The organism is Succinivibrio faecicola (assembly GCF_019448115.1).
GTDB classification, from domain to species: domain Bacteria; phylum Pseudomonadota; class Gammaproteobacteria; order Enterobacterales; family Succinivibrionaceae; genus Succinivibrio; species Succinivibrio faecicola.
In genome coordinates this window covers 1-14,708 of record NZ_JAGFNY010000007.1, presented here as the reverse complement: position 1 = coordinate 14,708, position 14,708 = coordinate 1, and the positions used below count along the sequence as shown (strand labels likewise).

The 14,708-nt window shown below is 35.6% G+C and carries 11 protein-coding genes; 3 read left to right on the top strand and 8 right to left on the bottom strand.

Annotated features, from left to right (window positions below; translation table 11 throughout):
* Positions 1-16 precede the first annotated feature (16 nt).
* The 3 genes from glmS to lgt all read right to left on the bottom strand — a co-directional run bounded on the left by glmS (position 17) and on the right by lgt (position 4,119).
* Entirely contained in the window at positions 17-1,846 is a 1,830-nt protein-coding gene (gene glmS, locus J5V48_RS03285; protein WP_219937091.1) for a glutamine--fructose-6-phosphate transaminase (isomerizing), read from the bottom strand.
* Between the two features lie 90 nt (positions 1,847-1,936).
* Positions 1,937-3,325 (bottom strand): bifunctional UDP-N-acetylglucosamine diphosphorylase/glucosamine-1-phosphate N-acetyltransferase GlmU, encoded by a 1,389-nt coding sequence (glmU, locus tag J5V48_RS03280; RefSeq protein WP_219937089.1) that lies wholly within the window; start codon positions 3,323-3,325, stop codon positions 1,937-1,939.
* The gene (gene lgt / locus J5V48_RS03275) at positions 3,316-4,119 is read right to left on the bottom strand and encodes a prolipoprotein diacylglyceryl transferase (protein WP_219937087.1); all 804 of its coding nucleotides are present in this window, start codon (positions 4,117-4,119) and stop codon (positions 3,316-3,318) included. The genes glmU and lgt overlap by 10 nt, the downstream gene beginning before the upstream one ends.
* Positions 4,120-4,177: 58 nt before the next feature.
* Between lgt and J5V48_RS03270 the strand changes: the two genes are divergently transcribed.
* Both J5V48_RS03270 and J5V48_RS03265 read left to right on the top strand, forming a co-directional pair.
* Positions 4,178-4,612 (top strand): hypothetical protein, encoded by a 435-nt coding sequence (locus J5V48_RS03270; RefSeq protein WP_219937085.1) that lies wholly within the window; start codon positions 4,178-4,180, stop codon positions 4,610-4,612.
* A 27-nt stretch (positions 4,613-4,639) separates the two neighbouring features.
* On the top strand, positions 4,640-5,368 hold the full coding sequence (locus J5V48_RS03265; protein ID WP_219937083.1) for a 4'-phosphopantetheinyl transferase family protein: 729 nt from the start codon (positions 4,640-4,642) through the stop codon (positions 5,366-5,368).
* Between the two features lie 91 nt (positions 5,369-5,459).
* Here the strand turns inward: J5V48_RS03265 and pgi are convergent, their stop codons facing one another.
* A complete protein-coding gene (gene pgi, locus J5V48_RS03260; protein WP_219937081.1) occupies positions 5,460-7,112 on the bottom strand; it encodes a glucose-6-phosphate isomerase in 1,653 nt (550 codons plus the stop codon).
* A 126-nt stretch (positions 7,113-7,238) separates the two neighbouring features.
* Complete coding sequence (ilvY, locus tag J5V48_RS03255; RefSeq protein WP_219937079.1) at positions 7,239-8,171, bottom strand: HTH-type transcriptional activator IlvY; 933 nt, start codon at positions 8,169-8,171, stop codon at positions 7,239-7,241.
* 150 nt (positions 8,172-8,321) lie between these two features.
* Here ilvY and ilvC point away from each other — a divergent pair, with 150 nt between their 5' ends.
* Positions 8,322-9,809 (top strand): ketol-acid reductoisomerase, encoded by a 1,488-nt coding sequence (ilvC, locus tag J5V48_RS03250; RefSeq protein ID WP_219937077.1) that lies wholly within the window; start codon positions 8,322-8,324, stop codon positions 9,807-9,809.
* A 120-nt stretch (positions 9,810-9,929) separates the two neighbouring features.
* Here ilvC and J5V48_RS03245 read toward each other — a convergent pair whose 3' ends face one another.
* From J5V48_RS03245 to J5V48_RS03235, 3 genes are read right to left on the bottom strand one after another with little or no spacing between them, the layout of a single operon-like run.
* Positions 9,930-11,963, bottom strand: coding sequence for an ATP-dependent helicase (locus J5V48_RS03245; protein ID WP_219937075.1), 2,034 nt, complete (start codon positions 11,961-11,963; stop codon positions 9,930-9,932).
* Positions 11,963-13,855, bottom strand: coding sequence for a toprim domain-containing protein (locus J5V48_RS03240; protein WP_219937073.1), 1,893 nt, complete (start codon positions 13,853-13,855; stop codon positions 11,963-11,965). The genes J5V48_RS03245 and J5V48_RS03240 overlap by 1 nt, the downstream gene beginning before the upstream one ends.
* A gap of 12 nt (positions 13,856-13,867) precedes the next feature.
* Positions 13,868-14,608, bottom strand: a complete 741-nt coding sequence (locus tag J5V48_RS03235; RefSeq protein ID WP_219937071.1) for a tRNA threonylcarbamoyladenosine dehydratase — start codon at positions 14,606-14,608, stop codon at positions 13,868-13,870.
* Positions 14,609-14,708: the final 100 nt, after the last annotated feature.

The following is a 14,708-nucleotide window of genomic DNA, read 5'->3' as shown; positions in this document are numbered from 1 at the left end:
TTCAAATTTTAGAAAATTATTCCACTGTTACAGACTTAGCTAGATTTCTTGGCTGATCAACATCTGTTCCATTGATAACTGCACAGTAATATGCCAATAACTGTAAAGGAATTGTATATAAAATAGGCTGTAGAATTTCAGGACATGAAGGTAATGCTACCTTTTGAGTCTGTTTATCATTCTTTAACTGAGCCTTGTTATCTACAAAGATATAAAGCTGCGCGCCACGAGCTCTAACTTCTTCAACGTTTGAAACTAGCTTATCCATTAAAGCATTATCAGGAGCTACAACAACGACAGGCATCTCGTTATCAATAAGCGCGATAGGGCCATGCTTGAGCTCACCTGCAGCATAACCTTCAGCATGAATATAGCTGATTTCCTTTAGTTTTAGTGCGCCTTCAAGAGCAATTGGGTACATTACACCGCGACCTAGGAATAGGCAGTGATGCTTACCAGAGAACTGCTCAGATAAAGCTGCAATCTGCTTGTCACATGACAGGAAGTCCTGGCATAACGCAGGAAGAGCACGTAATGAAGTGATTATCTCCTTATACTTCTCTTCAGTGATTGCCTGCTTTTGTTTTGCAATAATAAGGGCAAGTAACAGAAGTGATAACAGCTGAGCAGTGAATGCCTTAGTTGAAGCAACGCCAATCTCAGCACCTGCTTTTGTAAATAAGGTGTAATCAGATTCACGAACTAATGAAGATCCATTTACATTACAGATAGAAAGACTGTTCTTGAATTTCTGCTCTTTTGCAAGTCTTAAAGATGCTAATGTGTCAGCTGTTTCGCCTGACTGTGAAATAGTAACAAACAGAGCATTATCAGGAACAACAGCTTTTCTGTATCGGTATTCAGATGCAATTTCAACATTTGTTGCAACACCGGTTAGTTCCTCAAACCAGTATCTTGCAACCATACCTGCATGATATGAGGTTCCACAGGCTACAATCTGAATGAAATTGGTATCTTTAAATGTGTTATCGTCGATGCCAACAACTGTTTCGTTACTGATCTTATCGTCAATAATTCTTCCGATTAGAGTATTCTGCAGTGAAGTTGGCTGCTCGAAGATTTCTTTTTGCATGTAGTGACGATATTCGCCCTTAGAAATGCTTTCTGCATCAAGATCACTTTCAATAATCTTTTTATCAACTTCGCAACCATTTAAATCAAATACACGTACTGCTCTTGTTGTAATAGCTGCAATTTCATTTTCTTCAAGATAAATAAAACGTCTGGTTACAGGCAAAAGAGCTAATGTATCAGATGCAATGAAATTCTCTCCAATACCTAAACCAATAATGAGAGGAGAGCCAGATCTTGCTGCATATAGAGTATCAGGATCATTTAAGTCAACAAGAGCAAGACCATATGATCCCTTTACTCTTGCTAGTGCTAGTTTGAATGCATCTAATACGCTGGATGACTTTTTTAGCATTGAATGAATTAAACAAACCAGAACTTCTGTATCAGTCTGTGATTTAAATGAATAGCCAGCTGCAATTAACTCTTGCTTTAATTCTTGGAAATTTTCGATAATTCCATTATGAACCAAAGCAAGATGATCACAGATATGAGGGTGTGCGTTTTCCTTTGATGGTACACCATGTGTTGCCCATCTTGTGTGTGCAATACCGATAAGGCCAGGACAACCAACTAAGTTAACCTCGTCTTTTAAAACTTTAACCTTACCAGTTGTTTTGATACAGGAGAATTTATTACCAGCAATAGTACAGATACCTGCACTGTCATATCCTCTGTACTCAAGTCTTGAAAGGCCTTCTAATAAGATTTCAGAAACATTTCTCTGTGCTATAGCACCAACAATTCCGCACATATAAAATTCCAATTATAAAAATACAGACAAGCAACTAATTTTTATAATCTATCACGATAATGCTCCATAAAAAAGGAGCATAGTGATAAATTATTTCTTTTTTGTAGGTCTTACATAGGAATCAATTTTTACTGACTGAGCTCTAGTAAGAATTAATGAATTCTCATCCATTTGTGTATGCTTAGTTACAGTTGTACCTGCTGCAATTGTTACTCCATTCTTAATTTCTACAGGAGCAACAAGCTGAGAGTCTGAACCAACAAAAACATCATCACCGATTACTGTCTTGAATTTGTTTGCACCATCGTAGTTGCAGGTGATTGTACCTGCACCAATGTTCACATTCTTACCGATAACAGCATCACCAAGATAAGATAGGTGGCCTGATTTTGTGCCGACTCCCAAAGTTGATTTCTTAACTTCAACGAAGTTTCCTACATGAACCTCATCATTTAAAACATTGCCTGGACGTAATCTTGCAAAAGGTCCAATTGTATTCTTCTTGCAGATTGTACTATCTTCCATGATTGTGTAAGGTGAGATAATAGAATCATCATCAATTGTACAGTTTTTGATTACGCACCCTGCTCCAATCTGTACATTGTTTCCAAGGGTAACATTGCCTTCAAAAATACAGTTGATGTCAATGAATACATCCTGACCGCATTTTAGTGAGCCCCTTAGGTCAAATCTGTTTGGATCTGCAAGAGTAACTCCCTGTGCAAGTAGTTTATTTGCCTGAATTGACTGATATGTTCTTTCTGCAAAAGCAAGTTGAGGTTTTGAATTTACACCAGTAAGCAGGTCAAAATTTGAACTTTGAAGAACATCAACGATTTTGTTTTCCTTTACTAAGATTCCTGCAAGATCAGTTAAATAGTACTCACCTTGATTATTATCATTCTTAATCATAGGAAGGTATTTTCTTAGAACCTTAGCTGTTGTTACCATAATGCCAGAGTTAATTTCCTTAATTTTTCTAATCTGCTCTGAAGCATCTTTTTCTTCAACGATTTCTTTTAAGAAACCTTCTTCATTTCTGACAATTCGGCCATAACCGAAAGGATCACGGGCGTATGCTGACAGCACACAAAGAGGATTATCTTCAAGAAGTGCAGTTAATCGCTGAATATCATCCAAAGGAGTTAATGGATTGTCACCATAAAGAACAAGAACATCTGACTCCTCATTGATCTTAGGAAGAGCTGATGCAACAGCATCACCTGTTCCTAAAAGTTCTTTTTGGTGGGAAACCTGTACAATTCTTGATATATCGCAAGGAAGATCTTTTAAAGCCTCTTCAATCAGTTCTGATTTGTGTCCAACAACAATATGGATAGCACTAGGAGATAATTGGAATGCTGTTTCAATAACATGGAAAAGCATTGGTTTGTTAGCTACCTTATGAAGTACTTTTGGTAGCTGAGAGTTCATTCTTTTTCCTTTGCCTGCAGCAAGGATAACAACTTCTAATGACATTTTTTGAGTCCTACCTTATTTTGTTGTTTTTTATTTAAATAAAAGGAAATAACAATTATACAAATTCCTGCAATTACAAAAGGAACTGAAATCAGAAGACCAACATTTATGCTGGTTTCGTAATCTGCCTGTTCCATTTTAAATGGTTCAATAATGATTCTTGCAATGAAAGCTAAAGTGAAGAAAAGACCGAATATAAGTCCACTAGGTCTCTTCTTAGCAAGAAAGTGAATTGCAAAAATTAGTAGAAAAATAGAGAAATATGCAAAAGCCTCATATAATTGAGCTGGATGTCTTGGTGCAATTTCTCCTAATCTTGCAAATACAACTCCATAATCTGAGTTTGTATAGGAGCCTAAAATTTCTGAATTGAAAAAATTTCCAACTCTAATCATTGAGCAAACAAGAGCTGTAGGGATACAGATCATATCTGCAAGTTCAAGGAACTTGTATTTCGCTTTTCTCAAAAAGAATACAACAGCAACTATAACACCAAGACAGCCACCATGGCTTGCAAGTCCGCCCTCATATATTTTTAGAATATCGAGTGGATGGGACAGATAGTAACTTGGTTCGTATATTAAACAGTGGGCAAGTCTTGCTCCTACAACTGTACCAATAAAGAGATAAACAAGCAGTTTGTCAAGATCATCTGTTTTATATTGTTTTTTTCTGAAAAAGTACTGCATCATTAGGTATCCAATGATAAATCCTAATGAAAATAGAAGCCCGTAATATCTGACATGAATTGGTCCTAATGAAAAAGCAATAGGATCAAGAGTTGAAATAAACATAAATACCTTATTATTTGGTAAAATTGATATATTACATTTTACCAAGAAATATATAATTATGATTAATATTAACTTTGCACAAACATTATTTTCTTCAGCAGGTTCAGTTTTTGTTGTTTTATCTATACTGTTCTTTTTAGCTTTTAGAAAGTTTAGATTTGCAATATTAACACTATTACTAGCAAATGCTCTTATCTGGACTGCTATTGTTTTCCCTAAATCTATAATTTCTCTTTTTGAGAAATTAAGCATTCCTGAGTCAATATTATCCATTAATAACTATTATTTAGGTGTTGCATTAGGTTTTGTCTTATTTGTTTTATGGTTTATTCTTGCATATCTTGTAAGAATTCCTTTTAAGAAGAAAAACGAAAAGCAGGAATCATCACAGAATCAGGTATCTTCTGATGAAGAATCAAATAAGGACACTGCTAAGTTAACTGATGAAAGCATAAGTGCAGAAGATAATAAAGAGCCTTTAAAGAAAGAGTAGTATCTGAGCATTTGAGATTAAAAATCTATGCAGTTAGTAATCAGTTCAACTGAAAATTCTTTAAAACTAGAGTCATTACTAAAAAATGATTATAGATCTTCTTTGAATTATACAAATCAGAGGGTTCTAGATGAGCATGTGGCAAGTAGAGCTCTTTTGCAAAAGGTTCTAATAGAGTTTTATGGAATAAATTATCTTCCTGAAATTATCACGCTTCAGTCAGGAAAGCCTTGTTTTAAAGAAGCTCGTTATCCATTTTTTAATCTTTCAAATTCTGGAAAATACCTTGCTTTAGCTATTGGAAAATCAGAAATTGGAATAGATATCGAATTTGAAAGAAAACGTCACAATCTTGAAGGTTTAATAAAGAGAGTCTGTTCAAAGAAAGAACAGGTTTTTCTTCTGTCATTAGATGAAATTACCATGCTTCATGAATTCACAAGATTGTGGACTGTTAAAGAATGCTTAGTAAAAACCACAGGAAAAGGTTTGGTTGATGTAGATATGCTATATATCGATCCAGTGGAGAACAACTGTGGATACTATAATCTTCCTTCATCAAATCAGATCTGTTCCACAAGTTTGAATTTCCCATTTACAGATAAGCTTGCATATCTGTCCTTTAGTTGCAATAAGAAAACAGAGGATGGTTACGAGTTTTACTGTATTGATGCAGATGGGAATCTAGTAAAAACAGAGGATATAAGAGTTGAGAAAATCTATGAAAATTTTTCTTTAAGAGATTTAATCAAATAATTATTTCTTCTCTTTTCATTGAGTTGTATGTTTTTTAAACAACAGACCCCCATACAAAACAACTAATATGGGGGTCTTGACTTACAAAGTATTATTTCATCTTCTTGTAAGCGTTGATTAAACCATTTGTTGAGCTGTCATGTGAAGAAATAACTTCATCATTCTGTAACTCAGGAATAATCTTGTTTGCAAGCTGCTTACCCAACTCAACACCGAACTGGTCGAATGAGTAAATGTTCCAGATAGAACCCTGAACAAAGATCTTGTGCTCGTACATAGCAACTAACATACCTAAGGTACGAGGTGTGATTTCCTTTACTAAGAAAGAGTTTGTTGGACGGTTGCCTTCAAATACCTTGAAAGGAACGATGCTCTCATACTTGTCTTTTGCAGTACCCTTAGCTTCGAACTCTGCAATTACCTGCTCTTTTGTCTTACCGAAAGCTAATGCTTCAGTCTGAGCAAAGAAGTTAGATATCAGTTTTACATGGTGATCGCCAATTGGGTTGTGGCTGATTGCAGGAACAATAAAGTCACAAGGAATTACCTTTGTGCCCTGATGAATTAGCTGATAGAAAGCGTGCTGACCGTTTGTACCTGGCTCACCCCAGATAATAGGACCAGTTTCATAGTCAACCTTGTTACCGTTTCTATCTACATACTTACCATTTGATTCCATGTTGCCTTGCTGGAAGTAAGCTGGGAATCTTGCCATGTACTGGTCGTATGGGAGTATAGCTTCTGATTCAAACTTGTAGAAGTTGTTGTACCAGATACCAACTAAAGCTAAAAGAACAGAAAGGTTCTTCTCAAATGGAGCTGTTCTGAAATACTCATCATACTCAAAACCACCCTTCAAGAACTCTTCAAAGTTATCGAAACCACAAGCTAAAGCAATTGATAAACCGATAGCAGACCATGATGAGTAACGGCCACCAACCCAGTCCCAGAACTCGAACATGTTTTCAGGATCGATACCGAATTCTGTACAGCCCTTTTCATTTGTTGAAAGAGCAACGAAGTGCTTAGCGATGAACTTCTCGTCCTTTGCAGTCTTTAAGAACCAGTTACGTGCAGTATGAGCATTTGTCATGGTCTCTAAAGTTGTAAAGGTCTTTGATGCAATTAAGAATAAGGTTGTCTCAGGATCACACTTCTTTAAGGTTTCAGCAATGTGTGTTGCATCGACATTTGATACAAAGTGGGTCTTTAATCTTGAGTGATATGGAGTTAAAGACTCAGTAATCATAACAGGGCCTAAGTCAGAACCACCGATACCGATATTAACGATATCTGTAATTTCCTTGCCTGTGTAACCCTTCCACTCGCCTGAAATTACTTTCTTTGAGAAAGCCTTCATCTTATCAAGAACAGCTTTAACGCCAGGCATTACATCCTTTCCGTCAACCATGATCTTGCGATCTGAGAAATTACGTAAAGCTGTGTGCAATACAGCACGGCCTTCTGTAGCATTGATGATTTCGCCATCGAACATAGCCTTGATGTTCTCATCTAGCTTTGTTTCTTTTGCTAACTCTAATAATAAATTTAAAGTTGTTTCATCAATGATGTTCTTTGATAAATCAGCAAGAATATCTCCGCCACCGATTGATAAAGAATATTTATCAAAACGATTTGAATCTTTTGCAAATAAAACTTTTAAAGTACGATTCTTTGTCTCTTCAAAATGAGCAGTTAATTTTGCCCAAGCCTTGGTGGAGGTAGGGTTAATAGAATTGAACATTAAGTTTCTCCTAAAATGAAACGTAATTCAGAAAAGTGATTAGGAATATTTTACTACAAAATATGCCTAATTTGATAATATGATTAATTTTGTCGATATTGGTGAAACTGCTTTCTACAAAAGAGATTACATTAGAACATTATCGCTTCTTCGTCTTGTCAGATCTGGTGAAAAACTTGGAGCCAGTCTTTTGGCTAGGTCGTGCACTACTTTAATTCGCTTATCCTTTGATTTTGATTTCAGATTGCAAAGTGCAACTCTAAAGTTTGACCAAGGAAGCTCTTTCATAACGATAACGTCGTTCTTGAATGGTGAGATTTCATAAACAAGTCTTGGTACAACAGACAGTCCAAAACCAAGTGCAGTCAGAGAGACTATAGCTTCATGACCAGAAACCTCTGAATAAACCTTTGGGCTAACCTCAAGAGACATGAAATATTTTTCTACTTCGTATCTAAGCTGACCTTTTTCTGGCATAACAAAAGGTACTTCTGCAAGATTAAGTGATGAAATATCAATGTTTGCAGTAAATCTTGGTTTCTTAGGTGCAATCAGAACTAATGGGAATGTTACAAGATCTACATATTGAATGTTATCAGGTATATCAGCTGGTAGAGCACAGATAACAAAATCAGTATCGGGATCTTCTAATTTGATTAATGCATCGGCAGGATCACCTGTTTCAAGTTTTACCTCAAGATTTGGGGTTGAAAGATGCAGCTCATTTAATAATCTAGGAATGAATAGGTATGATGCTGTTACAGAGCAGAATATCTTGCAGATGCCAGAAAGTGTTCCTACGCCTTTATCTAGCTCTGTTTCAAGTTTTGCATAATTGTTTAGTGTTTTTCTAGCAAACTCTTCGAATTTTCTACCAGCATCAGTTATAAAAATTCCTTTTTTATCTCTGATGCAGAGCTTTGCATTTAAGTCTTTTTCTAATTTATTTAGAGTTCTGCTAAGGGTTGATGGACTAACGTTACATAAAGTTGCAGTTCTTGTTAGATTGGATGTTTCGCACAATCTCAGGAATGCTGCTGCGTCTTTTAAATCAATCACTGTATAGCCTCTTCTAAATATCTTTCATTGCAAATTTTGCAATATAAAAATAATTATATGCCATTTTTTAAAAATGTGCTATTATAAAAATCAGTTACCGAATGGTATCGGTTTTAATTATTTAATTTCTTTTTTTTAGAAGGTTTAAAAATGGCAAATTTCAATTACTTTAACACATTGAATTTGCGCGAGAAATTAGCTCAGTTAGGTTGCTGTGAGTTAATGGATCGTAGCGAGTTTGCTGATGGTTGCAATTTCTTAAAGGGCAAGAAGATCGTTATTATCGGTTGCGGTGCTCAGGGTTTAAATCAAGGTTTAAACTTAAGAGATTCAGGTTTAGATGTAAGCTATGCTTTACGTCAGTCTGCTATCGATGAGAAGAGAGCTTCTTTTAAGAGAGCAACTGAGAATGGTTTCAAGGTTGGTACATATGAGCAGTTAATCCCAACAGCTGATTTAGTAATCAACTTAACTCCAGATAAGCAGCACGAAGCAGTTGTTAATGCTGTTCAGCCTTTAATGAAGTCAGGTGCATGCTTAGGCTATTCACATGGCTTTAACATGATCGAGTTAGGCATGCAGGTTCGTAAGGACTTAGCAGTTGTTATGGTTGCACCTAAGTCACCTGGTACTGAAGTTCGTGAAGAGTACAAGAGAGGCTTTGGTGTTCCTACTCTTATCGCTGTTCACCCAGAAAACGATCCAAACGGCGATGCTTGGGCATATGCTAAGGCATGGGCTGCAGGTACTGGCGGTCACAGAGCAGGTTGCTTACGTTCATCATTCGTAGCTGAAGTTAAGTCAGACTTAATGGGTGAGCAGACAATCCTTTGTGGCGTTTTACAGGCTGCAACAATTCTATGCTACGACCACGCTGTGGCTTTAGGCGCAGACAAGGCATATGCATGTAAGTTATTACAGTTCGGTTGGGAAACCATCTGCGAGGCATTAAAGCAGGGCGGTATCACCAACATGATGGATAGACTTTCAAACCCAGCAAAGATTAAGGCATTTAAGTTAGCTGAAGAGTTAAAGGGGTTAATGAAGAATCTATACTTAAAGCACATGGATGACATTGAGTCAGGCGAGTTCTCACGCGTTATGATGGAAGACTGGGCTAATGATGACAAGAATCTATTAACCTGGAGAGAGCACTTTGCTAAGAGTGCATTCGAGAATGCTCCTGAGTGTGATACTAAGATCAATGAGCAGGAATACTTCGATAAGGGCACTTTATTAGTTGCTTTCGTTAAGGCTGGCATTGAGCTTGCATTCGAAACTATGACTCAGTCTGGTATCTACCCAGAGTCAGCATACTACGAGTCATTACATGAGTTACCATTAATTGCAAATACAATTGCTCGTCGTCGTTTATATGAGATGAATGTTGTTATTTCAGATACTGCTGAGTATGGTAACTACTTATTCGCTAATGCAGTAATTCCTATGTTAAAGGACTTCATGGCAAAGCAGAAGTTAGACGTATTCACAGAGACATTAGCTGGTGATAACTGTGTTGATAACGTTGAGTTAATCAAGGTAAACGACGCAATCCGTAACCACCCAATCGAAATCGTTGGTCGCAAGTTACGTGCTTACATGTCAGACATGAAGGAAATTTCTGTTGGTAACAGGTAATTTGTTATAAAAACTTAAATTCAAAAAACCTGAAGCAACAAATTGTTTCAGGTTTTTTATTATCTGTAATATGAAGAGCATTCTATGAATGCTTATGTTGATCTTAAACAAGTATTGAGATTATTTTTGGGTTTTCAGACTGCTTAATGCGATATCAAGGAAGTCTTTATATTCTTCTTTTGTGTGTGTTACCTGAGTACCTAATGGGTAATATTCAATATCTTTTAAAGGCAGCTCTTTTAAAAAACGGCTTGGTGTAACAGCTTTTGGGACTCCACCACGCGAATTTGCTTCTCTTGCAAGAAGCAGTGTTAAATCTTTTTTTGCTCTGGTTATTCCCACATAAGCTAATCTTCGCTCTTCAGCTATATTATCTTCAATACCAGCATCTAGATCTTCAATTGAATTCTTATGAGGAAGAGTGCCTTCTTGCATTCCTACAAGGTATACAAAAGGGAATTCAAGACCTTTTGATGCATGCAACGTCATAAGCTGAACTGCATCATTCTGTTCATTGTCTCGGTTTCTATCCATCATTTCTCTTAAGCCTAATTTATCAATAGCTTCTATAAATGACAGTTTTTGAGATCCGTTTTTTCCGACAATAATGTCCTGTATCCAGGTCATCAGCGTATCAACATTCTTAACCTTGATTTCGGCAGCAACATTTGAATAAGTGTTTGCTTTTAAGTAAGCATTGTATCCAATCATTTCTACCATTTTTTCAGACAACTCCTTATCATTCTCATTGAGAATATACTGTCTGAGTTTTGTAAGAAGTAATATAAATTCACATAAAGCTTTTTTCTGTTTCTGATTGAGTTTGTCTGTTACTGAAGGAATAAGTGCAGCCTCATAGAAAGATTTACCTAGAGCCTTTCCTTGCTCAAGAATGGTATTGATTGTTTCATGTCCGATACCGCGTCTTGGTATGTTAATAACTCGAAGGAGTGCCATATCATCATATGGGTTACAAACAACTCGGCACCAGCTCATCATGTCTTTAATCTCAACCTGTTCATAGAAACTGGTTCCACCTGATATAAGACAAGGAATTCTTGCTGAGTGAAGAGCTTTTTCTATTGTTCTTGATTGAGCATTAGAACGATATAAAATCGCAAAATCTGACCATGGAGCTGAACTTTGATAGTGTTCAGATAAAATCAGACTTACTACTCTGTCAGCCATCTGTGCTTCTGTTCTAAGCTCCATAATTTTCACTTTCGAACCTACATTTGATTTAGTAAACAGCTTTTTATCAAATATATGATCATTATGGGAAATAAGTTCATTAGCACAGTTGAGGATATGCTCAGTAGAACGGTAATTCTGCTCAAGTTTAATAACTTTCAAATTAGGATAGTCGTTTGCTAGTACCTTAATATTTTCAGGTCGAGCTCCACGCCATGCATAGATAGACTGATCATCATCACCAACAACTGTAAATTTCTTATGCATAGATGTCAGAGCTTTCAATAGCTGGTACTGTGTTTCGTTAGTATCCTGATATTCATCTACAAGAATATATTCAAATTTTGTGGACCACTTTTTTCTCATCTCTTCATTTTCGTTGAGCATTAAAGTGGTTTTGAATATTAGATCTTCAAAATCAGCTGCATTACATGCCTGAAGATAAGCAGTATATGAAGCATAGATATCAGCTTTTACTGTCTTTGTTTTTATATCCTCAGGTCTTAATAAATTAGTTTTGTAATATGATATTTCAGCTGCAACGTCTTCTATGACTGATTTCTCTGAATTATCAATGAGAATTTCAGGATGCTGATCTCTTACAATATCTCTAATGATTTTTAGGCTGTCGTACTGATCAAACAAAGTGAAATTACGGTTCAATCCAACGTGAGCGTAATCCTCTTTAAGAATGATAAGCCCTAATGAATGGAATGTTGATATAGTTATTTTTGAGGATACTTCTTTTCCAAGCTGCCCTTTTACACGATCTTTCATTTCGAGTGCAGCTTTGTTTGTAAAAGTAACTGCAAGAATGCTTTGAGGAAGAATGTAATGCTCTTTTATTAGGCTTACTATTTTATTTGTAATAACTCTTGTTTTTCCGGATCCTGCACCAGCAAGAACAAGGCAAGGGCCATCAATACAATCAACTGCGGCCTGCTGAGCATCATTCAGTTTCATTATTCAGCAAAACCTCTTACAAAAGTGGTCGTTTGTGCATTTTCTATGGTTTTAATAATGATCTGGTTCTTCTCATAACTTTCGATGTTCAGAACTTGAATGCATACAGCTGCACATATATCTGACATTGAATCATTACAAAGAACAATTATTCCTTTAGAAAATCTATTTTTATCTTCAGCAATTGTTTCAATAATGGATTTTGCCTTTTCTTTTTCAAATGAAGTTAAATCCACAATAATTTTTTGATGAGTTTCGTTAAGAACTTTCTGGTTTTTTATTATTCTCTCTAGTTCATCTAGAATTTTTAATTCATCAATTGCTACAAACTTGAAATAGTCTGTATTTTGAAGTAAAGAACTGTTAAGCGATTTAAAAAGAACCATACTTAAATATCTGCATTGATAGTTCTTTGCTAAATAAAGAATCTTTGCTGAACGATTTTTTATTATATCTGCTACGAGATATCGTAAAGTCTGAGAGTTTCCCGTAAAGGCGTACAGTTCATCTGAAATATCTAATCTGTTTATTTCTGTATTATTTGAAATAAACTCAGGTGCAGAATATGGATAATCCAGTTTTTCTTGTTTTGATCTTTCAATTTTTCCAATGTTATCAATTCTAGTTTTGAGTGATTGAGCATCATGCAATAGAGCATCATTGATATCTTTGAATGGGGCGGATAAGTTGATAATTTTACAATCTATATCTAGTTCGCAAAGTCTTTTATACAGATTATTTGCACAATCATAGCCTACTTCATCATTATCAGGACAAATATAAAATATATGATTTTCCTTGCATTCACAAATAGCTTTGATTGCTGGCTTTATATTTCCAGCTCCACCTAATGCGATTGCCCTGTATCCTAATGTTTCTATACTTAAGGCGTCAAATTCACCTTCAGTAATAAAGATTGGTCCTTCCTGCTCTAAAGCAACCTTGTTAAATAAAGGAACCTCACCTTTTTTTATATAGCGATCATTCTTTTCTTTACTGTCAGTGTTTCTTGCACAGAATCCATGCATGCCATAAGGGATAATTGCAGCAGTTTCAATTTCATGTGCATTATTCTGTTCAAAATTAAGGTTGAATCGATCATCATATCCAAGTCTGAATCTACGGATGACGCTATCGGATAAGCCTCTTTTTTTGAAATAATCTGTATGAATGACGTTTTGAGTGCATTCTGTTAGGTAATCAACATAATTGTATTTTTCTAAATCATCAGGGATAAATGATAATGAAGAGTCAACGTTTGACTCCATCTGTTCTGTCTCGTTTTTTAAAGTCTCAAAAGTGAAATTAGAAAAATTATCTTCGTCACTGATAGGATCCTGAATTTCATCAAATTTGAAATCTATTCCTATATAGTCTTTACTACTGTCATTTGAGCTTTTTGAAAATGGATCTTCATCCTGATTAAATCTGTTGCTTTCTCCAAATTTAGGTGTAGCAAATGAAGATGAACTGATTGAATTTAGATCTGAATATTTGTTATTAGATGAAAAATTATCTTCGATTTCAAAAATTGGTGGAGAATAATCACCTAGACTGGATGATTCTTTATCATCAGCCCCATTCTTCAGATAATCAATTATGCCTATAGATAGCTTGCCAAAAAACATTTCATGGGCTTTTATAAATTGATGAGCGAAGTCAGAAATGTTGAAGTCTATACCAATGAGATCGAAAATTGAGTACTTTGCATTACAGTGAACACATTTTACTTTATGTTCAATTCTGTCATAGCTCATGCTTGGAAAAGAGCCTTCATCCTCAGGATTTAAGCACCTGAAGTTAGTGATAGGATTGATTCCTCTCTGTTTTAAATATTCAGGAAGTTTTTCTTCTAGTTCCTGTTTTATTTTCTCAAACTCATTCTCTCTCATTGTTTGTTCCTACTATTTTGTAAGTTTTGCAATCATCCATGACGAAAGAAGTAATCCAGCAGATGCTGTTACACTCATTGATGCACCGAAAGTTGGAAGATCGCCACTTAGATAATCTTCTTTTGAAGAATATCTAGGTGTTTCATTAGAGTATGTACACATTATATTAAATTTTTTTGCTGTTCTGCTAAAACCGTATTCTCTTCTGAGTTTTGCTCTTAATTTACAGATAAGTGCATCTCCGTTTGCAGTTACAACATCCCCAAGTTTAAGTTTGGTAGGATCGATTCTTCCTCCTGCACCACCAGAAACAATAAAGTTTGCTTTTTTATTGTAAAGATAGTTTACAACATAAGCCTTAGCATCAATATCGTCAATGCATTCGCATACATTATCAGAACGTGATTCCATAATTGAATCGATGTTTTCTTTCGTAAGCTTTTCTCTTATTACCTCAATTTTTAGGGAAGGGTTGATTAAAAGTAATCTATTTGCAAGTTCGTCTGCTTTATAACTGCCAACTGTAGTTGTCATAGTATGTAATTGTCTGTTTGAATTTGTTATTTCAATCACATCGTTATCAATCAGTGTTAAAGAGCCAACGGCAGAACGGCATAAAGCTTCGGTACACCAAGATCCTATACCTCCAACGCCAATGACTGTTACATGAGATCTTTGAAGCTTCTCAAAACCATCATTTCCGAAAAGAGCGCGAATACCCCTAAATGCTAATTTGCTATCAAAATTCATCATTCTTTTTTCCTAAAAAAATATTATACGGTGACCAAATGAAACGGACTTTGATCACAGTTTAACCAAGGTTGTAATTCACTTACAATCTGCTTTTTAAAAA